General features: G+C 60.4%; 24 protein-coding genes. 5 read left to right on the top strand and 19 right to left on the bottom strand.

All coding sequences use genetic code 11. The annotated features are described in order from the left end of the window. Nucleotides 1-112: 112 nt before the first annotated feature. Nucleotides 113-1,150 (bottom strand): class I SAM-dependent methyltransferase, encoded by a 1,038-nt coding sequence (locus AC244Q_RS26170; RefSeq protein ID WP_113547310.1) that lies wholly within the window; start codon nucleotides 1,148-1,150, stop codon nucleotides 113-115. A gap of 180 nt (nucleotides 1,151-1,330) precedes the next feature. Between AC244Q_RS26170 and AC244Q_RS26165 the strand changes: the two genes are divergently transcribed. Together AC244Q_RS26165 and AC244Q_RS26160 are read left to right on the top strand one after the other, a co-directional pair. Continuing rightward, nucleotides 1,331-3,328, top strand: a complete 1,998-nt coding sequence (locus AC244Q_RS26165) for a putative bifunctional diguanylate cyclase/phosphodiesterase (RefSeq protein ID WP_113547309.1) — start codon at nucleotides 1,331-1,333, stop codon at nucleotides 3,326-3,328. Nucleotides 3,329-3,609: 281 nt separating this feature from the next. Continuing rightward, entirely contained in the window at nucleotides 3,610-5,262 is a 1,653-nt protein-coding gene (locus tag AC244Q_RS26160; protein ID WP_128406450.1) for an acyltransferase, read from the top strand. Between the two features lie 11 nt (nucleotides 5,263-5,273). On the opposite strand, the gene AC244Q_RS26155 is transcribed toward AC244Q_RS26160, so the two are convergent. Beyond that, nucleotides 5,274-6,161, bottom strand: a complete 888-nt coding sequence (locus tag AC244Q_RS26155; RefSeq protein ID WP_128406451.1) for a LysR substrate-binding domain-containing protein — start codon at nucleotides 6,159-6,161, stop codon at nucleotides 5,274-5,276. Nucleotides 6,162-6,272: 111 nt separating this feature from the next. Here AC244Q_RS26155 and AC244Q_RS26150 point away from each other — a divergent pair, with 111 nt between their 5' ends. From AC244Q_RS26150 to AC244Q_RS26140, 3 genes are read left to right on the top strand one after another with little or no spacing between them, the layout of a single operon-like run. Then, entirely contained in the window at nucleotides 6,273-7,526 is a 1,254-nt protein-coding gene (locus AC244Q_RS26150) for an aromatic ring-hydroxylating oxygenase subunit alpha (protein WP_128406452.1), read from the top strand. 10 nt (nucleotides 7,527-7,536) lie between these two features. Next, nucleotides 7,537-8,607 carry an FAD-binding oxidoreductase gene (locus AC244Q_RS26145; protein ID WP_128406453.1) on the top strand — a complete coding sequence of 357 codons (1,071 nt, stop codon included), beginning with the start codon at nucleotides 7,537-7,539 and terminating at the stop codon, nucleotides 8,605-8,607. Between the two features lie 46 nt (nucleotides 8,608-8,653). After that, entirely contained in the window at nucleotides 8,654-9,934 is a 1,281-nt protein-coding gene (locus tag AC244Q_RS26140; protein WP_128406454.1) for a M24 family metallopeptidase, read from the top strand. Between the two features lie 119 nt (nucleotides 9,935-10,053). Here AC244Q_RS26140 and AC244Q_RS26135 read toward each other — a convergent pair whose 3' ends face one another. From AC244Q_RS26135 to AC244Q_RS26055, 17 genes are all read right to left on the bottom strand, one after another. Beyond that, nucleotides 10,054-11,067, bottom strand: coding sequence for a GlxA family transcriptional regulator (locus AC244Q_RS26135; protein WP_113547304.1), 1,014 nt, complete (start codon nucleotides 11,065-11,067; stop codon nucleotides 10,054-10,056). Nucleotides 11,068-11,122: 55 nt separating this feature from the next. Next, complete coding sequence (locus AC244Q_RS26130; protein ID WP_128406455.1) at nucleotides 11,123-12,121, bottom strand: 4-hydroxyproline epimerase; 999 nt, start codon at nucleotides 12,119-12,121, stop codon at nucleotides 11,123-11,125. A 16-nt stretch (nucleotides 12,122-12,137) separates the two neighbouring features. Next, complete coding sequence (locus AC244Q_RS26125; RefSeq protein WP_128406456.1) at nucleotides 12,138-12,989, bottom strand: ABC transporter permease; 852 nt, start codon at nucleotides 12,987-12,989, stop codon at nucleotides 12,138-12,140. Beyond that, nucleotides 12,986-13,834: an ABC transporter permease gene (locus AC244Q_RS26120; protein ID WP_128406457.1), complete on the bottom strand. Its 849-nt coding sequence runs from the start codon at nucleotides 13,832-13,834 to the stop codon at nucleotides 12,986-12,988. Before AC244Q_RS26120 ends, AC244Q_RS26125 begins: the two co-directional genes overlap by 4 nt. 5 nt (nucleotides 13,835-13,839) lie before the next feature. Beyond that, nucleotides 13,840-14,946, bottom strand: a complete 1,107-nt coding sequence (locus tag AC244Q_RS26115) for a quaternary amine ABC transporter ATP-binding protein (RefSeq protein ID WP_409565900.1) — start codon at nucleotides 14,944-14,946, stop codon at nucleotides 13,840-13,842. A gap of 85 nt (nucleotides 14,947-15,031) precedes the next feature. Then, nucleotides 15,032-15,883, bottom strand: a complete 852-nt coding sequence (locus tag AC244Q_RS26110) for a glycine betaine ABC transporter substrate-binding protein (RefSeq protein WP_003562208.1) — start codon at nucleotides 15,881-15,883, stop codon at nucleotides 15,032-15,034. Nucleotides 15,884-15,960: 77 nt separating this feature from the next. Then, nucleotides 15,961-17,307: an NAD(P)/FAD-dependent oxidoreductase gene (locus tag AC244Q_RS26105; protein ID WP_113547298.1), complete on the bottom strand. Its 1,347-nt coding sequence runs from the start codon at nucleotides 17,305-17,307 to the stop codon at nucleotides 15,961-15,963. Further along, on the bottom strand, nucleotides 17,304-18,821 hold the full coding sequence (locus AC244Q_RS26100) for an aldehyde dehydrogenase (protein ID WP_128406459.1): 1,518 nt from the start codon (nucleotides 18,819-18,821) through the stop codon (nucleotides 17,304-17,306). Before AC244Q_RS26100 ends, AC244Q_RS26105 begins: the two co-directional genes overlap by 4 nt. Continuing rightward, nucleotides 18,814-19,725, bottom strand: coding sequence for a dihydrodipicolinate synthase family protein (locus AC244Q_RS26095; RefSeq protein ID WP_128406460.1), 912 nt, complete (start codon nucleotides 19,723-19,725; stop codon nucleotides 18,814-18,816). The genes AC244Q_RS26100 and AC244Q_RS26095 overlap by 8 nt, the downstream gene beginning before the upstream one ends. Then, nucleotides 19,722-20,438, bottom strand: coding sequence for a GntR family transcriptional regulator (locus AC244Q_RS26090; protein WP_017995991.1), 717 nt, complete (start codon nucleotides 20,436-20,438; stop codon nucleotides 19,722-19,724). The genes AC244Q_RS26095 and AC244Q_RS26090 overlap by 4 nt, the downstream gene beginning before the upstream one ends. Before the next feature lie 504 nt (nucleotides 20,439-20,942). Continuing rightward, nucleotides 20,943-21,515, bottom strand: a complete 573-nt coding sequence (gene gfa / locus AC244Q_RS26085) for an S-(hydroxymethyl)glutathione synthase (RefSeq protein WP_003562213.1) — start codon at nucleotides 21,513-21,515, stop codon at nucleotides 20,943-20,945. 54 nt (nucleotides 21,516-21,569) lie between these two features. Further along, nucleotides 21,570-22,406, bottom strand: coding sequence for an S-formylglutathione hydrolase (gene fghA, locus AC244Q_RS26080; RefSeq protein ID WP_128406461.1), 837 nt, complete (start codon nucleotides 22,404-22,406; stop codon nucleotides 21,570-21,572). A gap of 3 nt (nucleotides 22,407-22,409) precedes the next feature. Beyond that, complete coding sequence (locus AC244Q_RS26075) at nucleotides 22,410-23,537, bottom strand: S-(hydroxymethyl)glutathione dehydrogenase/class III alcohol dehydrogenase (RefSeq protein WP_017995993.1); 1,128 nt, start codon at nucleotides 23,535-23,537, stop codon at nucleotides 22,410-22,412. 151 nt (nucleotides 23,538-23,688) lie between these two features. Further along, nucleotides 23,689-24,384 (bottom strand): dimethylsulfonioproprionate lyase family protein, encoded by a 696-nt coding sequence (locus AC244Q_RS26070; protein ID WP_128406462.1) that lies wholly within the window; start codon nucleotides 24,382-24,384, stop codon nucleotides 23,689-23,691. 15 nt (nucleotides 24,385-24,399) lie between these two features. Continuing rightward, nucleotides 24,400-25,341, bottom strand: coding sequence for an electron transfer flavoprotein subunit alpha/FixB family protein (locus tag AC244Q_RS26065; RefSeq protein ID WP_128406463.1), 942 nt, complete (start codon nucleotides 25,339-25,341; stop codon nucleotides 24,400-24,402). Between the two features lie 25 nt (nucleotides 25,342-25,366). Next, nucleotides 25,367-26,116: an electron transfer flavoprotein subunit beta/FixA family protein gene (locus AC244Q_RS26060; protein ID WP_017995996.1), complete on the bottom strand. Its 750-nt coding sequence runs from the start codon at nucleotides 26,114-26,116 to the stop codon at nucleotides 25,367-25,369. A 13-nt stretch (nucleotides 26,117-26,129) separates the two neighbouring features. Further along, nucleotides 26,130-26,741: a dimethylsulfoniopropionate lyase gene (locus tag AC244Q_RS26055; protein ID WP_128406584.1), complete on the bottom strand. Its 612-nt coding sequence runs from the start codon at nucleotides 26,739-26,741 to the stop codon at nucleotides 26,130-26,132. Between the last annotated feature and the right edge of the window lie 5 nt (nucleotides 26,742-26,746).

The raw sequence follows: 26,746 nt of genomic DNA, 5'->3' as shown, positions 1-26,746 counted from the left end.
CGTGGCGGAGAGCAGCCACGCCCTTTCTCATGCAGCCTCTGATAGGGTCGACCCCGAATTTTGAACTCAGGGACTACCCGAAGACTACCGGATTGGACGGTAGACATGCGGCCTACTGCGGTTTTTGAATTTCACAGTAGACAATGCTGCGGTTTGAGCCGGGCCAAACAGACACCTTCACATCCGCCCCGGTCACGCTTTCACTGGCGATCAAGCCCATCTCTTGTTCCGACCGCAACAGCAGCGCCCAGTTCATAAAGGTCTCCATATAGCCATCGACGTCCGTCTCCGGAGAGAAGTTGGCGAATAGGAATGTGCCGCCAGGCTTCAGCATGCTGACGCACTTCTTGGTCAGCCTTACGGCTACCGCATCTGGCAAATAGTCATAGAGACCCGCGGCATAAACGAAATCGAACATTCCCAGCGCATGCCTTCCACCGAGCAGGGATTTGACCGACCCGTTCACCGCCTCGACGGACGTCCCGGCGAAATCGCGGGCGACGGTTCCAACGCTCATCGGGTCTTGATCCAAAGCGACCCAGCGTCTGATCGCGCCGGCGCCGAGAGCGCCCGACAAGGGGCCCTCACGAAGATGCCCGGCGGCGATGGCGAGGACTTCGGTGGAACCAGGCCGGGCCGAAGCGATTTCGTCAACGCGGCGAGCCAGAATGTCTCGACGCTCCCTCACCGCGACGGATGACGAAGCATTTCGAGTGTAGGCGTAGATCGAGCGTCCCAAATTGCTCGCCGATGCGACGGCGTCCTCGATTTCAGGTCGGCCGTAGATGAAGTCGAGAAGGCGTGCGTCGCCAGAATAGCCGCGCGGTTTTTCGAACGACCAGCGGGTCAGTGGATCTTGATGAAGATAGTGAGCAACCGGATGAGATTGCGCGATCGGAACGATGACGTCCCACACCTCCGGATGATAGCGCCGCCGTATCTGATGCAAGGCTTCGGCAAGACGCTCGATGATCGCATGGGGGGGGACGCCGGATTTGAACTGACGGGTCGACACGTCAAGGCTGAGGGCAAGCTCGGCTCTGGCAACGATCAGTTGACCGGGATCTGGGGCAGCAACCCTCCTTGCGATCCGACGAATTTCGCCGGGCGCAACAAGACTTTCACCGTCCAAGACCAGGCTTTGTGCCATTTCGAGACCCCCTTGATATAGCGTTAAGCATAATCAACCTCGAAATAGGATGCGACTAGAATCCACACGGGATAAGGGTAATTCTACTCTTGCGGGTCAGATGCTACCCCTCTAACAAAGCTAAGCAATAAGACAAACCGGTTGCAGGTTGCCGAACGCGATTTTGGAGGGCGCCGAAGTATGGCTTACTTTTCAACATACTTTAGATGGTTGTCAGGCCGGGGTTATTGCATGATCGCGCCTTACGCTAATGTCCAGCACGACGAATCCACCGCCAGCTTTTCATTCGCCGAGGCCCTCAAATCTCTGAAAACTGAAAATGATGCTGTCCGAAGGCGGAGCTCACGGCATGGTCTTTGGATCGCCGTTGCCGTTTATGTGGCCTTCGCACTTCCCGACCGATGGCTGATCCCCGATGTCGCCCCTGTGACGATCGCCGCGCGATTCGTCGTTGCAACGATCGCGCTGCTGGTTTTCGAGACCCTGCGCCTGGCAAACGCGAAAACCGTCTGGCTTGACATCACATGTGCCACTGCACTTCTTGTGGGCTATGTGGGCTGGCTTTACCCGGCGATTGCCACTCGCGACGTCACCGCCATGTCATACTACATGATATTCGGCGCCATCTTCATGATGGGCGCCAACCTGTTTTTCAGTTTCCCGTTTCGGCTTTCGGTGATCACCTCGGGCCTCGTTCTATGCGCATTTTTCATTGCGATCGTGGAATTTTTTCCTTCAAGCGAGACCTACAAACTTGCCTTCGGGATGTTCTACATTTCGTGTTTTGTCTTCACGTCTTTCGTCAATTGGCGATTGAACGTGGAGCGTCGAAACGTGTTGCTGAACGCGGCGGAAGCTCGCCATCAGCATTGGGAAGCGTCCGAGCGCGGAAGGTCACTGCTCGAGCTTTCACATACCGACTACCTGACAGGCATAGGCAACAGACGCGCCCTGGATCGGAGGCTCGACGAATGCTGGGCCGCCTGGAAAGACGAACGCCGCGACTTCTCCGTGTTCCTCATCGACGTCGACTTTTTCAAACGCTTCAATGATCGCTACGGACATCAGGAAGGAGACCGATGCCTGACTGTCATCGCCAATGCGCTGAAGGCGGTTGTCGGGTCGTCGGATGGCATGATCGGCAGGTATGGTGGCGAGGAATTTATCGTGGTCCTGCCGGCTGCCCTTCCCAAGTTCGCGATGACTCTCGCCGAGAAGATCAGAATGGAAGTCGAGTCTTTGGCGATTGCTCACGACGAGCGACCAGATGATATGTCGACTGTAACCGTCAGCATCGGCGTCGCCTTCACCCGCGAGAAAGTTGGAGAGAAAGTTGAACGAATAGTCCGTGAAGCCGACCTCGCTCTCTACAATGCCAAAGCAAGTGGCCGAAACTGCATTCGCAGTTTCGATCCGTTTTTGCCTCGCCCCGACGACCATGCTGGCAAACTCGTTCCGCTGCTGGCGGCCGCCATCGATCGCAAACTGGTCTCGCTCGTGTACCAACCGATCTTCGACGTGACGAACGGGAAAGCAAGAGCTGTCGAGGCTTTGATGCGCCTCAGGATGCCGGACGGCACCGCGGTCTCGCCGAAGACATTCATTCCGGTTGCAGAACGAAGTGGCGCTATCCTCGAACTGGGCAGGTGGGCGATCGAGACGGCATGCCGGGATATACTGATGACCGATCGCATGGCGACTGTCAGCGTCAACGTGTCGCCGATACAACTGCGTTCCCCCGGCTTTGCTGCCAGTGTCGCTGATATCCTTGATCGGTGCGGGGTTTGCGGGTCGCGACTAGCCTTGGAAGTCACCGAGGGCCTGGACATGGATATGCAGTCGGAGGTGCTTAAATGCATTACCGATCTGCGGGCACTCGGCGTCGAGATCTGGCTTGACGACTTCGGCTGCGGTTTCGCGGGCCTTTCTTGGCTGAGGGCGATCGAGTTTCAGACGGTCAAAGTCGATAGAACCTTCCTGCACGACTGCTCGAACCCACGCGGTTTGACGATGCTTCAGGACATGATTGCTCTCATCCGCAATCGCGGGAATACGATCCTGGTGGAAGGCGTCGAAACTGCAGCACAATTTTCCCTTCTCAAGGATCTTCGCATCGACCGCGTCCAGGGCTTTCATATGGGAATGCCGGTTAGCGCTGAACTTCTGAACGCGGCATAACGCGACCTCACGGTTGCCAGATGGCTCAGCGCGTTGCCGATGATCGGTGCGTGGCGCATGACGCCTCTGCAAATCGCGAATTCGGCCGCCCACACGGCAAACCGCTATGAGCGCTTGTGATCGCATCGGTCGCCGGGAGGCCGGACCCCATTTCAACGAGGGCTGCGCCGCCATTGTCGGAAGTCTTGCTTTTGGAAGGATCAGGCCGTCTGATGCAGCGAGGCAATGGATCGCTGAGTCAGACGAATATTCTGCGGTTGAACCCGGGAATGAGGAGCAGAATGGATCACGTCAATAGCCCGCAATCGTCAGTGAGCGAAGAGAAGGAAGCGCGCAGGCTTCAATACCTGACCTGGGAACACATTGCGTCGGACCTCCGTCATCCCACTCACCTCGCCCGCAAGGCGGAACTCAGGCGATCATGCAGTGCGGAGCTGGCCGAGACGTCCTACATCGCTGAACATGCCGCAATCTTCACCGAAAGCCTGACGATGGGCGAGCGGTCCTGGATCGCCGGGCACGCGCTCGTTCGCGGCCATGTGATCCTCGGCGACGATTGCACCATCAATCCCTATGCCTGTGTTTCCGGCACGGTGACGTGCGGTCATGGCGTGCGGATTGCTTCGCATGCATCGATCGTCGGCTTCAATCATGGCTTCGACGATCCGACCGTTCCTATACACCGCCAGGGCGTCGTCAGCATCGGCGTCGTGATCGGCGACGATGTCTGGATCGGCGCAAATTGCGTGATCCTCGATGGCGCCACGATTGGAAACGGCGCGGTGATCGCCGCCGGCGCTGTGGTCACGGGGGACATTCCCGCCATGGCGATTGCCGGTGGCGTGCCGGCCCGGGTGCTGCGGAGCCGAGGCTCGGCGCCGAAGAAATCCGGCACTGGCGACATCGAAGATCAATTGGTCAGGCTCGGCCGGAAAGCGCAGGACCAATGGCCGGACATTCTGGCACACTGGAAAACGCAAGGGTCCTATGAATCGCTGGAAGCAGACGGCATCCGCAGACCAGCGATCCGGCATCTCTGCGATGCAATCGAGATCGCTGCCGGCTTCGGCCACCTGCCGCCCGATCTCGATGCGGCGGAGACCGTCGAGCGTCTCCAAGGTCTTCAGGACCGAGAGACCGGCCTTTTCCCGGAAAGACATTCGCGCATGCATGGCAAGGCGCTGAGGGATGATCCAACGGCGCTCTATAACGTCCTTGCGGTTGGCTATGCACTTGAACTGCTTGGTTCAGGTCCGCGCCAGCCGGTCCATGCAGTCGAGCTCGAGGCCGGGGAACTGGATGAATGGCTGAGCGCCCTGCCCTGGTCGACCCGGGCATGGCACGCCGGAAGCGTGGCCGATGCGATCGGAACTGCCATGTACTTCAATGCGAAGTATTTCGGCATCAGGCATTCACGGCAGGCGCTCTTCGAATGGCTAAGCCGCAATGCCAACAGCGTTTCGGGGTTGTGGGGTGAACCGACCGCGGCGGAAGGATGGCTTCAACCGGTGAACGGCTTTTATCGCCTGACGCGCGGCACCTACGCCCAGTTCGGCGTGGCACTTCCCCACCCGCACGCCTCACTCGAAACGGTTCATCTCAACTATCGCAACCACAAGGGCTTCGTTGCCGCAAAATACAATGCGTGCAACCTGCTCGATACGATTCATCCTCTGCTGCTGATTGCCCGGCAGACCGACTACAGACGGGCCGACGGCGAGGCGATCGCCCGCAAGGTCATCTCAAGGGCGCTGGATAGATGGCGGGATGGCGAAGGATTCCCGTTTGCCGATGGTGGTGAACCGAGCTTGCAGGGGACGGAAATGTGGCTTTCCGTCATTCACCTGGCGGCCGATTTTCTGGGACTGGCAGATCGCTTCGCCTTCGTCCCGAAAGGCGTTCACCGGACGGCAACCGTCGGGCTGGGTTTGTGACCACGCTTCGATCACCCGTGCAATGATGCCGTCAGCCAGGCGGCGGCAAGGTCGCGTGCGTTGCTTCGCTTGGCTTTGACGGGCACGATCACGTTGTAGCGATCTTCCGCCGCAAGCTCGCCGCCGTCGACCTGCACCAGGGTTCCATCCTCCAGAAAGGTCCCCACCAGCATGCGCCATCCCAAGGCAATCCCTTGGCCTGCGCGCGCGGCTGCGATGGTTTCGGTATAGTGGTTGAACCGAAGCGACGGCTTTATCTCGAGGTTGGCGCCGGTGAGCGAAAACCACTGCGCCCAGCTATACCAGGAACGATCGAGAACGTCCGTTTCGATGAATTCGTCGGCGGAGCCGAGCGGACCATTTCCGCGACGCTTGAGATGGTCGGGAGAGCAGACGGGGCAGATGACGTCGCCGTGCGAGGCGATGACGGTGCTATCGCTGAAGGGAGGCACACCATATCGAATTGCCACGTCGACTTCTCCGTCATCGAGAGCGATCGGGCTGTCCTGGGATATCACCCGCACCAGGATGCCTGGGTTCGCACGGCGAAACTCGGCCAGCCGCGGCAGCAGCCAAAAAGAAGAGAATGCAACGGTCGCCCCTATGGTCAACACGTCCTGGCTGCGCGACTGGAGTGCTTCCACGCTCTCAGCAATATCGGCAAAGCTCTTGGCCAGCGTGGCTCCGAGGTTGATGCATGCTGCCGTCGGCTCGATCGCTCGATGCTTGCGCACGAATAGGGGCTGGCCGAATTCCTCCTCCAGCAATGCAATCTGCCTGCTGACCGCCGCCTGGGTGACACCCAATTCGGTCGCAGCCGTGGTGAAGCTCTTCTTTCTGAGCACCGCCTCCAGGGTCACCAGTGCCGTCAGCGACGGGATCCGTCTTCTAAAGTGCATCACAGAACCCTTCATCGCATGATAAAAACTTATGCGAACCTAATTTTTTATGCCGTTGAAACATCGGAACTGCAAGGGCAATCTGGGGAAACTCTCGCATAAGAGGTTCTGATGCTAAACAAGCTCCCATCTTCCATTTCTGCCCTTCTCGACGCTCGTGCCAACGGTCACTCCCTGCCGGCCGGCCTTTACGTCAGGGAAGACGTGTTCGAAGCAGACATCGACGTCTTCTTCCACAATCACTGGATCTGTGTCGGTCTCGATTGCGATGTTCCCGAACCCGGTGACGCCACGGTGATCGATATCGGCAAGACGAGCCTGATCCTTCTGCGTGACGACGACGGAGAAATTCGCGTCCTGCACAATGTCTGCCGCCATCGCGGCTCCCGCCTTCTCGATCCGGGCAAGACGATCGTTTCAAAACTCGTCTGTCCCTATCACACATGGACATACGAACTGACGGGTGAGCTCAGCTACGCGCCTCACATGGGCAAGGACTTCGACAAGGAGTGCCGGAGCCTCAAGCCCGTCACGTTCAAGTCGATCGGCGGGCTGATTTATGTCTGTCTCTCCGACAATCCGCCCGAGGACATTGCTATCCTCGAACAGGCCGTGACTGAGCGCCTCGCCCCCTACGACATCCGCAACGCAAAGGTTGCCTTCCAAACGGATGTCATCGAGGATGGCAACTGGAAGCTGACGATGGAAAACAATCGCGAATGCTACCATTGCTCCGCGAACCATCCGGAGCTTTGCGTCTCCTTCGTCGATCTCGACTTCGGCTTCGACCCCGAGACGCTGAGCCCGGAGGATCGCGAACAGGCCGAGGAGCATTTCAGGCTGTATGAAGAGCGCACAAACGCGTGGGAGTCCGACGGCTTTCCCTCGGCGGCCGTCGAGCAGCTCGCCGACTGCGCCACCAACTTCCGCACCCAGCGGCTGATCATCGCAGGCGCCGGCGAATCCCAGACCCACGACGCCACCGCCGCGTCCTCCAAGCTTCTTGGGCATATGACCCGCAAGGATCTCGGCGACACGCATCTTTGGGGCCACAACAGCTGGAACCACTTCATGGGCGACCATGCCGTGGTGGCAACCGTCATCCCGCTCTCCGCAGGCAAGACGCTTGTGAGAACCAAGTGGCTGGTCCACAAGGACGCCGTCGAAGGCGTGGACTACGATCTCGACAAGCTGACGGATGTCTGGGTCGCGACGACGGACCAGGACGCCGATCTCGTCGCGCGCTCCCATGCAGGCACTCTCGACCCGGCCTATCAGCCTGGCCCCTACTCCCGCTTTTCCGAGACGAACCTCGACAAGTTCGCAAGCTGGTACATCGATCGGATGCGCGCCCATGGATACTAGGAGCCCGCAGATGCCCGTAGCCAGGGCCGCCCTTCACGACGTCTGGAATCCCGAGGAGGACGACGCGCTCATCTGCCTCGACGTCCAGCAGGAAACCCACGACGTCAAGACATTCACCTTCGCATCGCGCGAAGGCAAGCGGTTCGCGTTCAAGGCCGGGCAGTATTTTCTGTTCGACCTGGAACATAGTGGAGACGCTGAAAACAGGTGCTACAGCATCTCCTCCTCGCCGCATCGGACAAACGCCTTCTCCGTGACGGTGAAGCGCGTTCCCGGCGGAAAGATCTCCAACTGGCTTCATGACACCCTGGTTCCCGGCGCGACCGTCAAGGCGAACGGGCCGCTCGGCCACTTTGTCAGGCCCGAGACGTCGGGACGCAAGCTTCTGCTTTTGTCCGGCGGCTCCGGCATTACCCCCGTCATGTCCATTCTGCGGGAGATCGCCGACAGTTGCGAACCCGCCGACGTCGTCTTCATGCACGCCGGCCGGACGCCACAGGATCTGATCTTTCGTGACGAACTCGCCTGCATCGCCCGCAGGCTGAAAGGCCTTCGCCTCCATTTCCTCCCGGAGACCGTGGCCGGCGAGCCGTCCTGGCCCGGTCTGACCGGTCGCATTTCGAAAGATTATATGCGGTTGGCAGTTCCCGATATCGCCGAGCGAACCGTGATGTGCTGCGGCCCCGCCCCGTTCATGGCCGCCGCGCGCGGCATTGCCGCCGAGCTCGGCGTCGCCGCCTCAAACTACCTGGAGGAAAGCTTCGACGCGGCGGTCATCGACGAAGCCGAGATCCCCGCGGTTCAGGAGGCAGCTGCGAGGGTCTTTCAGGTCACCTTCTCGAAACAGGCCCGCAGCATCGAGGTAACAGGCGACCAGAGCGTGCTCTCTTGTGCCAAGAAGTCAGGCGTCAGGATCCCGTCGTCCTGTGCGAATGGCGTCTGCGGCACCTGCAAGTCGAAGCTTACGTCAGGCACGGTCGACATGAACCACAATGGCGGAATTCGTCAGAGGGAAATCGACGCCGGCTTCTTTCTGCCCTGCTGCTCCAAGCCGCTCAGCGATCTCCTCATCGAGCGCTGAGCGCCCGGTACGCCGCGTCATTCACCGACAACAGGGGCTCACTGAAATGTTGCGAGAGGAAAGCGATTCCGCCGAGTTGGCCGGCCCGGCAGTCTTCAAGGATGAGCGAAAGCAGGCATATCTCAATCCTGAGGGAGCGGATCGGCCTCTTATCAGTCCTTTGCCGGCCACGACACTCGATCGGGCTCGCCGCTATCGTCTGGGACGCCTGCGCACGAAGATGCGCGAATGGGATTGCGGCGCCCTGCTTCTCTACGATCCCGTCAACATCCGATATGCCTTCGATTCATCGAATATGAGCATCTGGACGATGCACAACGCCTCGCGCTACGCTCTGATCCTGGCCGATGGTCCGGCGATACTTTTCGAATTCGAAGGCGCCGAACACGTCAATGTCGGGCTTCCCGGCATCGACGAGATCCGGCCGGCGAAATCCTGGATATTCTTCACATCAGGCAACCTTATAGAACCCCGCCTGAAAGCCTGGACGGACGAGGTCGCGGACCTCGTGAGCCGCAATGGCGGCAACAAGCGCGTGGCCGTGGACAGGCTCGAACCCGCCGGGGCGTTCGAATTGCGGGAACGCGGCTTCACGCTCCTGGACGGTCAGGAACTGGCCGAGCGGGCGCGATCCATCAAGAGCACTGAGGAAATCGAGCTGATGAGATGGACGATCCGTGTCTGCGAAGCGGGCATGGCGCGGATGTACGAGGTGTCCGAGCCCGGCCGCACCGAAAGAGAGATCTGGGCCGAGCTTCACTTCGAAAACGCGCGCAGTGGCGGCGAGTGGCTCGAGACCAAGCTCTTGACCGCGGGCCCGAGAACAAACCCCTGGTATCAGGAATGTTCGGACTACGTGGTCAAACGCGGGGAGATGATATCCTTCGACACCGATATGATCGGACCATACGGCTATTGCGCCGATCTCTCGCGATCGTGGACAGCGGGACACGTCGCGATGAACGCCAGGCAGAAGGAACTCTACGCCGCTGCCAGGGATCAGATCGTGCACAATCTCGCAATCCTGAAACCCGGCATGACCTTTGCGGAGTTCAACGCGCTGTCGTGGCGGATTCCGGAGAAATACCAGCCTTATCGATACACGCTTGCTCTGCACGGAACCGGAATGGCGGACGAATGGCCGGGGATCCTTCTGCATCCGGATTTCGACCCCGATTTCAGCGGCATCATCGAGGAGGGCATGGTGCTTAACGTCGAAAGCCTGATTGCCGAAGCCGGATCCGAGAGCATCAAGCTGGAAACTCAGGCTCTGATCACGGCAAGGGGAGCGGAGCGGCTGGACACATTTCCGTGGGAAGAGATCTGAATAGGCCTAGAGCATGATGCCGAAAAGTGTGAGCGGTTTTCGGACGACATCATGCTCTAACTATTTAATGTAGAACAGGATTCAGCTTTTAGGCCGACCCCGCCTAAAATCATCCTGTTCTAGTGCGCTCTCGAAGCGGCTGCGCGATGCTGCGACGGCGTTTGCCCGAATGTGCGCTTGAAGGTTCTGGTGAACTGCGAGGCGTTTTCAAAGCCGACATCCAGCGCGATCTCGATCATTGGCGCCTTCGACTGGGCAAGGATCGATTTTGCCCGCTCCATGCGAACACGATTATAGGCCTTGGCGGGAGACATTCCCGTCTTGTCGATGAAGATCCTCTCCAGTTGGCGCCGTGACAGCCCAACCGTCGCGGCAAGCTTCTGAATTGAGATGCTGCCGTCGACGAACTGTTCCATCGTAATCATTGCCGCCTTGACGCGGGCGTCGTCATAGTCGTCGTAGAGCGGACGCCGGGGCTGTATATCCGCTGAAGTTCGGGCCTTTTCGATCTGAAGGACCTCCAGCGCGTTTCGTTCGGCGTCGCGGCTGATGCATTTCCTGACCAGCAACGCCGCCATGTCGGCCGAACTGCTGCCGCCTGCGCAGGATCCGCGCTGGCGATCGAGATTGAAGAGCCGATCGGAACGAACGCTGAGGTCGGGAAACCGCTCCCGAAACTCCTTGTAGTGCAGCCAGCTCACACAGCATTCGTGCCGTTTCATCAGGCCTGCCGCAGCAAGAATGAACGACCCCGTGCACACGCCGATCAGCGGCACCTTCTTGGCGTCCGCCTGCTTGAGAAAAGCGATGGTCTCCTGGTCGACAGGGTTTTCCACCGTCAGAAGGCCGCCGACGACCACGATGTAATCGAACTTCGACGGATCGACGAAATCGGACGTCGGAGCGACCTGGACACCGCAGCTCGCGGTGATCAGGTGCCGCGTGCTGCCGATCACCTGCCAGTCGGCAAGGACCCTTCCGGAACGATCCTGCTCGTCGCTGGCAAGCCGTAGCGTGTCCACGAAGAGCGCGAAAGCGGACAGCGTGAAGGATCGCGCAAGAACGAAGCCGACCTTGAGCCGGCCAGCCGACTTCGCGGCGTCGTCTGCCTGTCGATGCTGCTCGGGTCGCATAGTCATCTCCTCGCCGCTCTTACCGCACCGCCCGTCTTTTCAGACGAAAACGCGCTCATCGGATCTGAAAGCCATGCGCTAGCGGATCCCGATCGTCAACGAAAATGGTGTTGTGCCCGATGACGCGTGCCCAGCCTCCGATGCTTGGAAGAATACCGCTATAGGGCCCAATGCGTGCCTCGGCTTCGACCCGGCCCTCGAAGACGGTTCCGATCAGGCTTTCATGCCGGTATCTCGACCCGACGGTAAGCCGTCCCTTCCCATAGAGCTGGGCCATGCGGGCGGAAGTGCCGGTGCCGCCCGGCGAGCGATCGATGGCCTTGTCGCCATAGAAGACCGCGCAACGTCCATCCGAAGTGTCGTTGACGGGGCGATCACACCAGATGGCGTGATGCACGCCGCGGATCCTGGCGTCGTCGGGATGAATGGGATCGCAGATATCGGCAAGTGCTGACCTGAGCTTCTGGCTGCAACCGACGATGTCGGATGCGGTCATGCCGTCGAGCCCGCTCCAATTGTCTTGCGGTTCGATGACCGCATAATAGTTGCCGCCATAGGAGATGTCGACGCGCAGACGGCCCATTCCCGGCACGTCGACGTCGACATCAGCCTCATGAAGATAGCTCGCAACGTTGTGGAGACGAACGGATTCGACATATCCGCCCTTCTCCTCATAAGTGACGTCGACCCTTCCTGCAGGCGTCTCGATGGCAACCCGGCCGGGCTCCCGCGGCTTGACGATCCCCTCCTCGATCGCGGCGGTCACGGTGCCGATGGTGCCGGCGCCGCACATCGGCAGGCAGCCGCTCACCTCGATGAAAAGCACGGCGAAATCGCAATCTTCCCGATAGGCCGGATAAATGATCGCGCCTGACATGATGTCGTGCCCCCTTGGCTCGAACATCAGCGCCTGGCGCACCCAGTCATGGTCCCGGACAAAAATCTCCCGACGCTCACCGATCGGCGCATGCGGAAGCAGCGGACCGCCACCGGCGACGAGGCGGACGGGATTGCCGCAGGTATGCGCATCGATACAGAAGAAGCTGTTTCTCATCTTTTCATGTCCTTGCTCATCCTGCCTTCCGTGGCCTGTCACGGTCGAGCAGGCCGCGGGAAAGCCGGTCGAGCAGAAGGGCGACAGCAACGATCGCCAGGCCCGCCCGCAGGCCAAGCCCCATCTCCATGCGCGTCAGACCGCGCGTCACCTCGGCGCCGAGACCGCCGGCGCCGACGAGCCCGGCCAATACGACCATCGCCAGGGACAGAAGGATGCATTGGTTGAGCCCAACCAGGAGCGTCTGCCTGGCCAAGGGGATCTCGATCTTCCAAAGCACCGAGCTGGGAGGCGCGCCGATGGCGCTGCCGAGTTCCACAAATTCTCTCGGTATCTGGTTGAACGCCAGCGTGGTCAGGCGGAGCATCGGCGGAATGCCATAAACGATGGTGGCGATGATTGCCGGCACGCGTCCAAGGCTGAAGATCATCACCGCAGGAATGAGATAGACCCACGGCGGCACGGTCTGCATCACGTCGAGAACCGGGCGAACCATTGCCTCCAATGTCTTGTGGCGCGAGCACAGGACGCCGACCGGGAAGGCGATAAGCACGGAGATCAGAACCGCGACAGTGACCAGGGAGAGGGTCTGCATCGATGCCGTCCACAGTCCCATGAGGAGACAGAACCCCAGGCAAAGCCCCGCGAGGATCGCGGCGCGCAGACCGACGGCGACGAATGCCAGGACGACGACGATCGCGATAAGCCCATAGGGCGGCACGAACAGGAGGAGCGCCTCGAATCCGGAAAGAACCGCTTCGATCAGATAGCTGATCGCCGCAAACAGCGGATGCAGGTTGGTGTTGAGCCAATCGACTGACGGCGCCAGGAAAGCGCCGGGCGAAAACTGCAGGATGGATGGGTTCATGACTTCCTCCCCGTTCCCCAGCGAGCCGCGCTCTGGGTTATCCGGTCAAGCACCATGGTCAGTACCACGATGGCGATCGCTCCGTTGATAGAGGTCGCGATGTCGAGCGTTCTGATCGCGCCATAGATCGTTTCGCCAAGCCCGCCGGAGCCAACGATGCCGGCGATGACGACCATGCCGAAGGCCATCATCAGGCTCTGGTTTATGCCTGCCATGATGCTCGGCAGCGCAAAGGGAAGGCGGATCTTGAAAAACATCTTCGCCGGCGTCATCCCGAGCGCCTCTCCAAGTTCGATGAACTCCTTGGGCGTCATCCGGATACCGAGAGACGTCAGGCGGATCGCCGGCGGCACGGCGACGATCACCGTCGCGATCAGTGCCGTCGCCGGTCCGTAGCCGAGCAGGGCGATCGCCGGCAGCAGATAGATGTATGGCGGAAGCGTCTGGATAAGATCCAGGCCGGGCTCCATGAATCGATCGAGGGCGGGGAAAAATCCGGCGGCAATACCGATTGGGATCCCGATCGCCAGGGCGAGTGCGGTTGCGGTCAATACCAGCGCCAGCGTGCTCATCGTCTCTGGCCAGAGGCCCATGGAAAAACAAAGCGCCAGTGCTGCGCCGCTCAGCAGAGCGAACCAGACATTGACCAACCGCCAGCCGATGAGCGCCACGATCAGCGCGACCAGGTAGAAAGGCGGAAGCTGCAGGAGCCAGAGGATCCCGTCATAGAGCCCTTCGAGAAGCTGTCTGATAGAATCGAAAAGGAATTCGCCATTGTCGCTCACCCACTCGAGCGCGGCGTCCGTCCATTCGTCAAAAAGATCGGTGAAGCCTGAACTATCCATGTCAATCAGCTCCAGTTGTGGGACGCCGGCGTGAGATCGTGGGTGGAGGTTCCCTTGACGCCCATCAGCAGGCTGCGTGGCGTCACCACGCCGACGATCTGATCATTGTCGACGACCGCGATGGCATCGCGCTCCGACTGCATCGTCAATGTGATGAGTTCGTCGATATCAGCGTCCGGCGTCGTGCGCGCCAGCGACGCGATGTCGGAATGCGGCGCGCTCTGCTGGAATTCTGCGACGCTGCGCATGACGGAATGCGCCTTGATCAGATGAAGGCGGGATATGCCGGCGACGAATTCGGCGACATAGGCATCCGCCGGGTTGAGGATGATTTCCTCGGCCGTGCCGGTCTGGATGATGACGCCGTCCTTCATGATCGCAATGCGATCGCCGATCCGGATCGCCTCGTCGAGATCATGGGTAATGAAGACCGCGGACTTGCCCAAGGCTTTCGTCAGCTGCCGGAATTCGTCCTGAAGTTGACGTCGAATGAGTGGATCAAGAGCGCTGAACGGCTCATCCATCAGGATGATCTCGGGGTCGGAAGCAAGCGCGCGGGCCAGCCCGACGCGTTGCTGCATACCGCCGGACAGCTCGTTCGGATATCGGCTCACCCAGTCGGCGAGGCCGACCTTCTCGAGCGCTGCAACGGCGGTCTTGTTTCGCTCCGGCTTGGCAATTCCCTGAACCTCGAGGCCGAAGGCCGCATTTTCGAGGACCGTCCGATGCGGCAACAGAGCGACGCTTTGAAACACCATGCCGATGTTCCTGGCGCGCATCTGCCGGAGATCGACCGGCGACAGGGCGGCGAGGTCGCGTCCCTTGACGAGGACCTTGCCCGAGCTCGGCGTGATCAGCTTGTTGAGAAGGCGGATGAGCGTCGATTTTCCGCTTCCCGACAAGCCCATGATGCAGAAGATTTCGCCGCGCCGGACCTCAATGCTCGCGTCGGACACGCCGACGACGCAGTTGAACTCCTTCAGGACCTCTTTTTTGCCGAGGCCGCGCTCCTTGATCGACTTCATTGCCGCAGCGGACTTGTCACCGAAGACTTTCCAAAGGGATTGGCAGTCGATCAGGACGTCATTGATATCGGCATTTACGGTTTTCATAGCGATCCCCATCGAGCCATTCAGCGCTGGCTTCTTCATTAGGTTTCAGGGTGGCCGCCCGACGGATCGGACGGCCACGACGCGTTTAGTTCTTCTTGATGTTTTCCCAGCGCTTGATCAGGTCGGCATGCGCGCCGATCCAATCCTGCACGGCCTGGTCCATGGTCTTGCCTTCATTGACTGCGCCGTTGATGGCGGTGATGTCGGCAATCGGCACGTAGACACTGGCCATCACTTCACGCGCATGCGGGTTCTCTGCGGAGAAGCCCTTATGGCCGATCCAGTAATAGCTCTGCGGCGGCGGGAATACGCCCTTCGGATCCTTGAGGTACTTGACCTCATACTTCTGGACCATCCAGGACGGCTCCCAGATCGTCACCGCAATCCACTCCTTGCGGTCATAGGCGGACTTCAGCGCCGCCGTCATCGCGGCGGTGCTGCCCTCGACGAGCTGGAGCTTGAGACCGTAGTCCTTGACCGCGTTCGAAGTATCGCGCATCAGGCCGGCGCCCGGTTCGATACCGATGATCTTGCCGCTGAACTTGTCGGCGTTTTCGTTGAGCTGTTCCAGCGAGTCGATCGGGACATATTTAGGAACCGCGACGCCCTGATAGAGGCCGTGCGAAACGGGTGAGATCTTCTCGAGCCGGTTCTTGTTCTTGTCCCAGTAGTCTTGCGCAACATAGTCCGTCTGCGAGGTGAGGACCTGGATGTCACCCTTGGCGAGAGCGGCATAGGCGATGCCCCATTCGGAGAACTCGGTGACCTTGACCGTATAGCCGGCGTCTTCGAGAACCTTCTTGGTGATACCGGTGATGGGCGTCAGGTCCTCCCACGACATCGTGCCCATGGTGATCGTCTTTTCTTCCGCGCGAGCAGGAAGGATGCTGACCCCGATCATCGCAGCAGCGCAGAGCGCCTTCCACAAAGTCTTCATTGTTCTTACTCCTGTTTTTCGTTCCCATTGTCATTGAAGTCTGCGAGCGGGCAGTCTTCATATTGCGCGGCGAGAGATCATCCCTCGCGGCCTGCACGCAATTCCTGAAAGCGGATAACCGAATTGACCCCCAGCCACGCAAAGGGCTCGGGAGGTAATTTGCTCGGTTCCGGCTGGTTCCTGTATCGGTCGAGTTCGGGGCTACCCGCGCCGGCAGCCAGATCGGCCGCCATCATCCCTGCGAGCGTGCTCTTGACAGTGCCGAGGCCATTCTCGCAGCAGGCGGAAAAAAGCCCCTCTTCGACCTCGCCGAATGCCGGCACATGGTTTCTGCTGAGGCAGAGAGCACCCGCCCAGCTATATTCCATCGCCAGGCTTTCCAGTCCGGGAAAGCGCGCGTCGAATGACCGGCGCTGCTCGGCCGCCACGCCGGCGACCCGCTTCTCCGACACCTGGAGGCTCGGGTCGTAGGTGAACCTCGTCCTGATGACGATTCTCGAACGACCATCGGTGGTGATCTTTCGCACCGTCGCTCCCATCGGGTCTGCCGGCAGCAGCGCCCAGCGATCTGCGCCGGTGACATCGCCGCCGAACTCATTCTGGGAAAAGGCTGATGTCATCGACGCGTAGGTGAAGATGTGCATCAGCCGTCCGCGAAAATGGCCGAAGCTTTGAATATGGCCGTTCACGCCCAGAATGACCTTCGGCGCGGAAACAGATCCGCGGCCGGATTTCGCCTTCCAGGACCTGCCCTCGCGCGAAAGCTCCAGCACCGGCGAGTGCTCGTGGATGGCGACCTTTGAGCTAAGTCCGCGCGCCAGGCCGCGGATATAGTCGGCCGGCTGGATCATCACGGCGCCTGGCGTATAGAGCCCTCCGCGATAATAGCGCGAGCCGGTCATCTCCCGCATCTGATCGGCATCGAGAACGCGATGCTCCTCGCCAATCTTTTCGAGCGACTTCCTGTAGTTGTCGTTAAGCCCGAGCCCCCGCTCGGAGGCGGCCGCATTCACCTTGCCCGACGGATCGAAGGTTTCCCTGGACAAGCCGTATTCCGCCGCGACATCGGCTGCGAAGGAAATCGCCAGACGGTTCTGCCTGATCTCGTCCTTGGTCGCCTCTTCGTCGGCCACCGAATATTCGCCTGAGGACAGATTGTGCGGCACGTCGATCATGAAGCCGGAATTCCTCCCGGCCGGTCCCTTGGCGACTTCGCGAGCCTCGAGGACAACGATCTTGTCCTCAGGGCGCAGTTGCGAAAGGCGGCGCGCCGCCGACAAGCCGGCAAACCCCCCGCCGACGATTAGCCAGTCCGCGGTCATGTCGTGCTCAAGCGCTGTTGCGGGAAAGGCGCGTTCGCTGATCGCCTCCCATCCCGAAACGCCGGTGTCGATCGGCAAGCGCTTGATCACATGGCGGGTCATCGGATGGTCTCGTCGACAGAGCGTTCCGAGACATCGATCCAGATGGTCTTGAGTTCGCAGTAGTTGTCATGGGCAAAGACCGACTTGTCGCGGCCGCCGAAGCCGGACTCCTTGTAGCCGCCGAACGGCGTGCTGGCGTCGCCTTCTCCGAAGCAGTTGACGGTGACGACGCCGGCGCGGATCTCGCGCGCAAGCTTGATGGCGTTCCTCAGGCTGCCGGTATAGACGGACGCTGTCAGACCGTAATTCGTGTCATTGGCAAGAGCGATTGCTTCGGCAAGCGAATTGAAGGTGGTCACCGAAAGCACCGGCCCGAAGATCTCTTCCTGGAAAAGACGGCTGGCAGGCGTCACACCCTCGACCACTGTCGGTTCGATGAAGATGCCGCCATGCGTTTCACCACCGTGGGTGACCGTCAGCTTCTCCTTCCTGGCGTCGTCGAGGAAGGATTTCACCTTCTCGAAATGGGCCTTGCTGACAAGCGCGCCGATGCGGTTTGCGGGATCGAGCGGATCGCCCGTCTTCCATTCGCGCATATAGGCGCCGATGCGCTTCAGCAGTTCGTCCTTGACCTTGGAATGAACGATCAGACGCGACGTGGCCGAGCAGTTCTCGCCCATATTCCAGAAGGCGCCGTTGACAACCTGCTCGGCAACGAGGTCCAGGTCTTCGGCATCGTCGAGAACGACGGCGGGGTTCTTGCCGCCGCATTCGAGCACGACGCGCTTGAGGTTCGAGTCCGCTGCATAGCGCAGGAAGCGGCGGCCGGTGGGCGTCGATCCGGTGAAGGCCACCATATCGACATCCATGTGCATGCCGATCGGTTCGCCGACCTCTTTGCCGCCGCCGGTCACGACATTGAACACGCCGGCTGGAATGCCCGCTTCATGGGCAAACTCGGCGACGCGCAGCGTGGTGAGCGTCGTCTGCTCCGCAGGCTTGACGATCACCGAGCAGCCGGCAGCAAGCGCCGGGCCGATCTTCCAGGCCAGCATCAAAAGCGGAAAATTCCACGGAAGCACGCATCCGACGACGCCGACCGGCTCACGCACGATCATCGTCAGTGCGTTGGCGCCGACAGGCGCGGTGTTGTCATAAAGCTTGTCGATCAGTTCGGCGTGCCAACGGATCGTGTGAATGGTATCGGGAACATCAACCGTCTGGCATTCGCCGACCGGCTTGCCGCTATCGAGGCTCTCCATGACGGCGAGCTCGTGACGATTATCCTCGAGCAGCCTGGCGAGCTTGAGGAGCACCGCCTTGCGTTCACCTGGCGAACGCAGCCGCCAGCGGCCGTCGTCGAAGGCTTGCTTTGCCTTGGCGACGGCGGCGTCGACATCGGTGGCGTCGCATGCGGCGATCTCGGCGAGAACCTCGCCCGTCACGGGATTCGTCGAGGTGAATGTCTGCCCGGAATTGGCCGGACGAAATGCGCCGTCGATGAAGGCATTCGCTGGAAACTGAAGGCCGGCCGCGATCGCCTTGTATTCGGAGGCGGTCAAGGGTTCATGCATGATTTGCTCCCGAGGTGATCTGGGCGACCGTGCGCTTCAACGTGGCGACGACGGTCTGAAGGGTTCGCTTTTCTTCGGAGTTGAGCGGACGCAGCGGCGCGCGGACCGATCCGACATTCAGCCCGATCAATTCGCATCCGTGCTTGATCGATTGAACGAACTTCCCGCATTCCAGGAAATCCATGAGCGGCAGCATCGCCATCATGATCGCGCGGCCCTTGTCGAAATTCTTTTCGAGCACGCAGGCCTCATAGAGGGCGACATGTTCGCGCGGGAGGAAATTGGAGCCGGCGCAGACCCAGCTCTTCGCGCCCCAGGCGAAGAATTCCAGCGCCTGGTCGTCCCAGCCGCAGGACAGCGCAATATGCGGAAATTTCCGGGCAAGCAGGTGCAGATTGCCCATGTCGCCGGAGCTTTCCTTGATGGCGATCACGTTCCTGGACTTGCCGAGGCGGGAGAAATACTCCTCGCCCATCATCACGCCCATGCGGGCCGGATAGTTGTAGAGCATGATCGGCAGGTTCGCCGCGCGGTCGACGGTCAGGGCGTGGACCGCATTCTCGCGTTCGGTCGGCAGCGCGTATGGCGGTGAGGACACCAGGATCGCGTCCGCGCCGATTTCCTTGGCCGCCTTTGCGTATTCGACCGAATCTTCGGTCCGCGTGGCGCCGGTTCCGATAATGAGCGGCAGCCGCGTGCCGATGACGTCCCTCGCATAGGCGGCGAGCTCGAAACGCTCCTGGCTGCTCTGGGCGTAGTACTCGCCCGTCGAGCCGCCGACGATGATGCCGTGGACGCCCGCCTCGATCAGCGATTCGAGCACGGCGGCAAATCCAGCCCTGTCGATCTGACCATTTTGGTCGAGCGGCGTCACCGCCGGCGTATAGATCCCCTCAAACTTCACGACGATTTCTCCAGTAATTGCGTGGCGGGGCCGCCGAGGAAGGCGTCCGCCTTGAGGCCTTGCGGGGCGATGAACATTTCCATGTTCTCGCGGGACAATTCCCAGTGTTCGAAGACGAGGTCGACGACGGCATTTTCGTCGTGAGCGCCGAGCGCATCGATGAAGCTGTCATGATGGCCGACGGCCACTTGAAGCCGCCGCTTCATGTCCTCGTTCCTCGGCCGGAAGAAGGTGTGGCCGATGCGCGCGTGGTCGATGAGCAGCCGGCCGAGACTCGGCTGCAGATAGACGTTGCCCGACATTTCGCCGAAGATTTCGTGAAAGCGATTGTTCTCGAGGACCATCGCCAGAGCGTCCATGTTCTCGCTGGCGGAGCGGAACCGCTCCTGGGTCTGCTTCAGGTCTGAAAGCTGAGTAGGCTTGAAGTTCTGCACGGCGAGACGGCCGATCGCCGCGTAGATCATCGGCGCAACAAGAAAGAAATTTCGCAGGGTGGAGTGGTTCATCGGGATGACCCGCGCGCCCCTGTTCTCGCGGATGTCGATATAGCCCTCACCGGCAAGGCGACGGAATATGTCGCGGACCGGCGTCCGGGAGAGGCCGTATTTTTCGCTCAAACTGGCCTCGTCCAGATCGGCATCCGGATCCAGCTCCATCGTCAGAATCTGCCGTTTCAGATCTTCGTAGAGATTGCTCTTCGGTGTCTTCGCCATCGTCGCTCTCCGGCCGCTGGTTGCTCTACGCCGTGAAGATGGCACGCCTCCCGCGGCGAGTCAACAATTGTGTACTCTGCGTACACAATAAGTATTTCTTAAATACACAATGATGCCGAGCAAAGCGTCCTGGGTGCGCGTCAGGCGTCATTTCAAAGCGCTGTTTCAAGGATCGCCGTTGCGCGGCGGCGGCCAACGCGAAGTTTCCCAAGCGGATTATGGTGGCAAGGTCTCTGAGGATTTCTGTGCAATCGAGGCTGATGCGGTTTTTATGCGCATCAACCCTGATCATCAGGCGTCGGAAGCCTGGCCGCCGGAAGGCCGGTGCACGGCATCACGGAGTATCTCGATATCCGGATAGCGGCGGTTTTGTCGGGGAGCGCCGGCTCGGCGTTCCCCGAGCATTTCCGCTTTCTCTCAAGTCACGGAAATGCTCTCTTTTGTTTTTACGCAATCCCGGACGCAAAACCGCTGCGCACTTTTGCTGGGAATTGCTTTAGCCAATCACGCAGCCAGGACGCCGCTCTTCTTGGCCATCCAGGTTGCGATGTAGTCCATCAGGCCAGGGTTTAGGCAATCGTAAGGCTCGAGGCCGGACGTCCTCAACTGCGCCCTGACGGCATCCATCTTCGCGGGGTCGAAGCCGCTTTCGATGATCGACGACACGAAGGCCGCAAAGCCCGGCTTCGTCCAGCCACTTTCCTGAAAACGTTCCGGATGGACGAACGACAATCCCTGGAACGGATGTTCGCGCACGACCGGCCCATACATATGCACGCCGCATTCCTTGCAGGCGTGGCGCTGGATCAAGGCGGTGGAATCGACGACGGCGAGCTTGTCGCCATTCTCCTGAACTTCGACGCTTTCGGTCGGCGCAACTGCCACCACTGAAAAGACAAAGCCCTCGGGCTTCCAGCACTTCGTGCAGCCGCAGGCATGATTATGGGCGATGTCGCTCTTGATCCTGACCTTCACGGGGTTGCTGGCGCACTTGCAGACGAGCGTCCCGCCTGCGAAAGCTGCGTCAGTCGCCCGAAAGCCTGAATCCACTGCCGGATGTATGGCTATGCTGGTCATGGGTTTCTCCTCCCCTTCTGGGCCGTTTGCGATATGCCCGGCCAAGCTCTGCAATCAGTCTCCCAATCTCCGCGCGTGCCAGCGCAGATGGTCTTCCATGAATGTCGAAATGAAGAAGTAGGAGTGGCCGTAGCCTTCCTGCATGCGAAGCCGCAGGCTGATGCCAGCCGTCTCGCAGGCTTGCCTGAGCTCTTCGGGGCGCAATCCATCCTCCAGGAAGCTATCCGCCGTGCCCTGATCGACGAGGAATTCCGGGAACCGGTGCCCGTCTTCGATCAGCGAGCAGGCATCATATGCCCGCCAGGCCGTCTCATCCGATCCGAGGTATTTCTGGAATGCCGGCTTTGACCAGCCGGAGACCGAGGGATGGCTGATCGGCGCAAAAGCCGAGCAGCTGCCGAAGCGTCCGGGGTTCTTGAGCGCAATCGTGATCGCGCCGTGTCCGCCCATCGAGTGACCGAAGATGCCCTGTCGGTCCATGTCGACCGGAAACTCGGCCGCGATAAGCTTGGGCAATTCATCGACGACGTAGCTGTACATCCGATAGTTCTGTGCGAATGGCGGCTCGGTGGCGTCGAGATAGAAGCCGGCACCCTTGCCGAACTGCCAATTGCCAGGTTCGTCCGGGACGGCATCGCCCCGCGGACTGGTATCGGGGCAGACAATGATCATGCCGAGTTCTGCGGCAAGACGCCGATACTCTCCCTTTTCCATGACGTTCGCATGGGTGCAGGTCAGACCGGAAAGGTACCATAGAACCGGCAGCTTGCGTGCTTTGGCCTGCGGCGGCAGGAAGACCGCAAAGGTCATGTCGCAGTCGCAGGCGTCCGAGCGGTGGAGGTAAACGCCCTGGGTGCCGCCATGACAATTTTCGGTCGAGATCGTCTTCATGGCTCAGTACACGACCACGCCGCGGATGCTTTCGCCCTTGTGCATCAGCTCGAAACCCTTGTTGATGTCTTCGAGCGGCATGGTGTGGGTGATCATCGGATCGATCTGGATCTTGCCCTGCATGTACCAGTCGACGATCTTCGGCACATCGGTGCGCCCGCGCGCGCCGCCGAAGGCGGTGCCCATCCAGTTGCGGCCGGTGACCAGCTGGAACGGACGGGTGGAGATTTCCTGGCCGGCGCCGGCAACGCCGATGATAATCGACTTGCCCCAGCCGCGGTGCGAGGCTTCCAGCGCCTGACGCATCACCTTGGTGTTGCCGGTGCAGTCGAAGGTGTAGTCGGCCCCGCCGATCAGGTCGCCGTGGCGCTTGGTCAGGTTGACGAGATAGGGCACGATGTCGTCGCCGACCTCCTTTGGATTGACGAAGTGGGTCATGCCGAACTTTTCGCCCCATGCCTTGCGGTCAGGGTTGATATCGACGCCGATGATCATGTCAGCACCGGCAAGACGCAGACCCTGCAGCACGTTGAGGCCAATGCCGCCGAGGCCGAAGACGATCGCCGTCGCGCCCATCTCCACCTTGGCGGTGTTGATGACCGCACCGATGCCGGTGGTGACACCGCAGCCGATGTAGCAGATCTTGTCGAACGGCGCGTCGGGATTGACCTTGGCAAGGGCGATCTCCGGCAGCACGGTGAAGTTCGAAAAGGTCGAGCAGCCCATATAGTGGTGGATCTTGTCCTTGCCGATCGAGAAGCGCGAGGTGCCGTCCGGCATCACGCCCTGGCCCTGGGTTGATCGAATCGAGGTGCAGAGATTGGTCTTGCGCGAGGTGCAGGAATAGCACTCGCGGCATTCCGGCGTGTAGAGCGGAATGACATGGTCGCCCTTCTTTACCGAGGTGACGCCTGGACCGACATCGACGACGATGCCGGCGCCTTCATGGCCGAGGATCGCCGGGAAGAGGCCTTCCGGATCGGCGCCCGACAAAGTGAAATCATCGGTGTGGCAGATGCCGGTCGCCTTGACCTCCACCAGCACTTCGCCGGCCCGCGGCCCTTCCAGTTGCACGGTCATCACTTCGAGCGGTTTTCCTGCCTGAACGGCAACGGCGGCGCGAACGTCCATTTTGATATCCTTCCTCTTAAATTGAATTCTGATGCTTACATATTCGAAGGGGCCGGCTTCTCACCGATTTGCTGCTGCGTCACAGCCGAGATATCATGCTCTCGCCTTCGCGCTTTTCATTCATCTCAGGCTCATTGTCGCCAAGGGCCTATCACCTCTCCCGCTCAACCTGGCACCAGACCGCCAGCAGCGGCCGGGCTGTGCATCTTATCGCGAAGGATTCGCCGGCGTCATTCGCAAAGACCGTACCGATATCGGCAGAGAACCACTGGGAATCGCCAAGGCGGATTTCACCCGGCGAAAGCAGAATGAAGGCGCGGGGCTGCGTCTGAACATGATCGGGAAATCTTGTATAGCGATCCATATAGATCACGCCGACCCTGAGATCGGCGCGTTCCTCCATGCCGCCGGGACCGACCAAGACTGCATGGGAGTGCGTATTGCCAAAATTCAGGCTTGCGAACGGACCGGAGCGGCCGCGTCTCCAGAGCAGCTTATCGGCGAGACTCTGGAACTGGCCGGCGATCGCCTCGTATTTCCGTCCCGATTTTGCAAGATGGCCGACGGCGTCATCCAGCCCGTTGGGCGCGCCGGGAAGAGGCCCGCCCTCCGGACGCACCTTGCCGGTCTTGAGCAGTTTCTGGAGGACCTTGCCCGCGACGAAACTGGCGACGGCAGGGGCCTCGGCCGACAACATCAGCCCGCCGACATCATTGAGGAATTCCTGCAGCGGCCGAGAGCGTCTTTCCCTCCCGATGTCGTGCAGCCGTATGTATGCCGGCTTTTCGTCATCGTTCAGAAGAAGGTCGGCACCAGGTTTGATTGGACGTCCCACGACGCGCGCCACGTTCGGTCTCCCCCGCTAGAGCGCCTTTTGCAATTCCGGCAAGACATCGAAGAGATCGGCGACCAATCCGTAGTCGGCGACCTGGAAGATCGGCGCCTCCTCGTCCTTGTTGATGGCGACGATCACCTTCGAATCCTTCATCCCTGCCAGATGCTGAATGGCGCCTGAAATGCCGCAGGCGATATAGAGCTGCGGCGCCACCACCTTGCCGGTCTGACCGACCTGCCAGTCGTTCGGCGCATAACCGGCATCGACGGCCGCACGGCTTGCACCGACGGCAGCACCGAGCTTGTCGGCAAGCGGCAGGATGACCTCCCTGAACTTTTCCGCCGAGCCGAGCGCCCGGCCGCCGGAAATGATGATCTTCGCCGAGGTCAGTTCCGGACGGTCGGAGGCCGACAGCGCGTCCCTGACAAAGGTCGAAAGCCCCGGATCGGAAACCGCCGGAATTGCTTCGACGGTCGCCGAACCACCCTCCGGTGCGGAGGCGAAGGATGCGGTGCGCACGGTGATCACCTTCTTGGCATCGCTTGCCTGCACCGTCTGGATGGCGTTGCCGGCATAGATCGGCCGCTTGAAGGTATCTGACGAGATCACCTCGATGATCTCGGAGACCTGGGCGACGTCGAGAAGAGCGGCGACGCGCGGCAGAACATTCTTGCCGACCGAGGTGGCCGCAGACAGGATCGTGTCGTAGCTGCCAGCCAGCGAGACGATCAGATCGGCCAGCGGTTCGGCCAGATTGTTGGCGAGTTCGTCGCTTTCGGCCAGCAGCACCTTGGAGACGCCGGCAAGCTTGGCGGCGGCATCGGCAGCAGCCTTGGCAGCTTTGCCGGCAACGAGAATGTGGATATCGCTTGCCTGTTCCTTGGCGATCTTGGATGCTGCCGTCAGCGCCTTGGCGGTCTGATCGGACAGGCTGGCATTGTCGTGGTCAGCCAGAAGAAGAATGGTCATGATGATGGCTCCTGTTCCAGGCTGATTACAGCACGCCGGCTTCGTTTTTAAGCTTGTCGATCAGTTCGGCGACCGACTTGACCTTGACGCCGGCCTTGCGGCCCGACGGCTCCTCGGTCTTCAACACCTTGAGGCGCGGCGTGGTCGAGATGCCGAAGTCGCTTGGCGTCTTCTTGTCGAGCGGCTTCTTCTTCGCCTTCATGATATTAGGCAACGAGGCATAACGCGGTTCGTTCAAGCGCAGATCTGATGTGATCACCGCCGGCAGCTTGATCTCGATCGTCTGCAGGCCGCCATCGACTTCACGGGTCACCTGAGCCTTGCCATCACCGATCTCGATCTTCGAGGCGAACGTTGCCTGGGCGGTTCCCATCAGCGCTGCCAGCATCTGGCCGGTCTGGTTGCTGTCGTCGTCGATCGCCTGCTTGCCAACGATGATCAGCCCCGGCTGTTCGGCATCGGCGACAGCCTTCAAGATCTTGGCGACAGTGAGCGGCTCGATCTGATCGTCGGTCTCGACCAGGATCGCCCGGTCGGCGCCCATGGCAAGTGCTGTGCGCAGCGTCTCCTCGGCCTTAACAGGACCGATCGAAACGACCACCACTTCCTCGGCCTTGCCGGCTTCCTTCAGCCGCAGCGCTTCTTCCACCGAGATCTCGTCGAACGGGTTCATCGACATCTTCACATTGGCAAGCTCGACACCCGTGCCGTCCGGCTTCACCCGGATCTTCACGTTGTAGTCGACAACCCGTTTGACTGGCACGAGAATTTTCATGGGCACCCCCCCTTTATTTCCAAACTGCTGGCCGTTCGGCAAGTAATGCCCAGAAGGCGAAGAGCGGCGTGTCGAGCGACCTCATGGCATGCTTGATGTCGGGGACATTGTAGAAGGATCCGCCGATACCAGGCGAAAACCAGTCCCCTTCCCCCTGCTGGAACTCTCCCTCGGAAAGCACGAGATAGACTTCCTCGGGCGCATGATCATGATCCGGATAGCGCACGTGAGGCGCCATCAACGTCACACCGATCCACAGGTCGCTCCGCTCTTCCAATCCTCCCGGGCCGATAATCATGGCATTGGCATGCTCATCAACAAAGTTGTCGCTGGCCGTGTGGTCATACTTGGTGCGCTGACGCCATTCAAGCTTTGGCTCGATGCCTTTGAACCCGTCGATCAATCGCGTCAGCGAAGGATAGGCCGTATCGATCGAGAGCGCCACATCAAGCTGAGCGCAAACCGGCAATCGGCTTCCCTCCCCCACGCGCGCAGCCCCCGGGCGCTCCAGCGCCGCAAAAATCTGACGGATCGAGCGGCGGGCTTCCGGGGCCTTGGCGAACTCGTCGAAAGCCACGAAAGCCGCATCGAGGAAAATCTGCAGGCTTTCCTTGCGTGAACTCATGTCAT

The sequence above is a fragment of the Rhizobium sp. CB2179 genome, assembly GCF_057653455.1.
This window is presented reverse-complemented; position numbering and strand designations above follow the sequence as displayed.

Excerpts from the sequence above, each read along its gene's own strand:
- AC244Q_RS26150 (WP_128406452.1), top strand. The coding sequence starts at position 6,273 with ATGCTAAACAAGCTCCCATCTTCCATTTCTGCCCTTCTCGACGCTCGT.
- AC244Q_RS26055 (WP_128406584.1), bottom strand. The coding sequence starts at position 26,741 with ATGAGTTCACGCAAGGAAAGCCTGCAGATTTTCCTCGATGCGGCTTTC.
- AC244Q_RS26125 (WP_128406456.1), bottom strand. The coding sequence starts at position 12,989 with ATGAACCCATCCATCCTGCAGTTTTCGCCCGGCGCTTTCCTGGCGCCG.
- AC244Q_RS26170 (WP_113547310.1), bottom strand. The coding sequence starts at position 1,150 with ATGGCACAAAGCCTGGTCTTGGACGGTGAAAGTCTTGTTGCGCCCGGC.
- AC244Q_RS26140 (WP_128406454.1), top strand. The coding sequence starts at position 8,654 with ATGTTGCGAGAGGAAAGCGATTCCGCCGAGTTGGCCGGCCCGGCAGTC.
- gfa (WP_003562213.1), bottom strand. The coding sequence starts at position 21,515 with ATGACCAGCATAGCCATACATCCGGCAGTGGATTCAGGCTTTCGGGCG.
- AC244Q_RS26060 (WP_017995996.1), bottom strand. The coding sequence starts at position 26,116 with ATGAAAATTCTCGTGCCAGTCAAACGGGTTGTCGACTACAACGTGAAG.
- AC244Q_RS26120 (WP_128406457.1), bottom strand. The coding sequence starts at position 13,834 with ATGGATAGTTCAGGCTTCACCGATCTTTTTGACGAATGGACGGACGCC.
- AC244Q_RS26075 (WP_017995993.1), bottom strand. The coding sequence starts at position 23,537 with ATGGACGTTCGCGCCGCCGTTGCCGTTCAGGCAGGAAAACCGCTCGAA.
- AC244Q_RS26160 (WP_128406450.1), top strand. The coding sequence starts at position 3,610 with ATGGATCACGTCAATAGCCCGCAATCGTCAGTGAGCGAAGAGAAGGAA.
- AC244Q_RS26145 (WP_128406453.1), top strand. The coding sequence starts at position 7,537 with ATGCCCGTAGCCAGGGCCGCCCTTCACGACGTCTGGAATCCCGAGGAG.
- fghA (WP_128406461.1), bottom strand. The coding sequence starts at position 22,406 with ATGAAGACGATCTCGACCGAAAATTGTCATGGCGGCACCCAGGGCGTT.
- AC244Q_RS26165 (WP_113547309.1), top strand. The coding sequence starts at position 1,331 with ATGGCTTACTTTTCAACATACTTTAGATGGTTGTCAGGCCGGGGTTAT.
- AC244Q_RS26130 (WP_128406455.1), bottom strand. The coding sequence starts at position 12,121 with ATGAGAAACAGCTTCTTCTGTATCGATGCGCATACCTGCGGCAATCCC.
- AC244Q_RS26135 (WP_113547304.1), bottom strand. The coding sequence starts at position 11,067 with ATGCGACCCGAGCAGCATCGACAGGCAGACGACGCCGCGAAGTCGGCT.
- AC244Q_RS26115 (WP_409565900.1), bottom strand. The coding sequence starts at position 14,946 with ATGAAAACCGTAAATGCCGATATCAATGACGTCCTGATCGACTGCCAA.
- AC244Q_RS26100 (WP_128406459.1), bottom strand. The coding sequence starts at position 18,821 with ATGCATGAACCCTTGACCGCCTCCGAATACAAGGCGATCGCGGCCGGC.
- AC244Q_RS26090 (WP_017995991.1), bottom strand. The coding sequence starts at position 20,438 with ATGGCGAAGACACCGAAGAGCAATCTCTACGAAGATCTGAAACGGCAG.
- AC244Q_RS26155 (WP_128406451.1), bottom strand. The coding sequence starts at position 6,161 with ATGCACTTTAGAAGACGGATCCCGTCGCTGACGGCACTGGTGACCCTG.
- AC244Q_RS26110 (WP_003562208.1), bottom strand. The coding sequence starts at position 15,883 with ATGAAGACTTTGTGGAAGGCGCTCTGCGCTGCTGCGATGATCGGGGTC.
- AC244Q_RS26105 (WP_113547298.1), bottom strand. The coding sequence starts at position 17,307 with ATGACCCGCCATGTGATCAAGCGCTTGCCGATCGACACCGGCGTTTCG.
- AC244Q_RS26065 (WP_128406463.1), bottom strand. The coding sequence starts at position 25,341 with ATGACCATTCTTCTTCTGGCTGACCACGACAATGCCAGCCTGTCCGAT.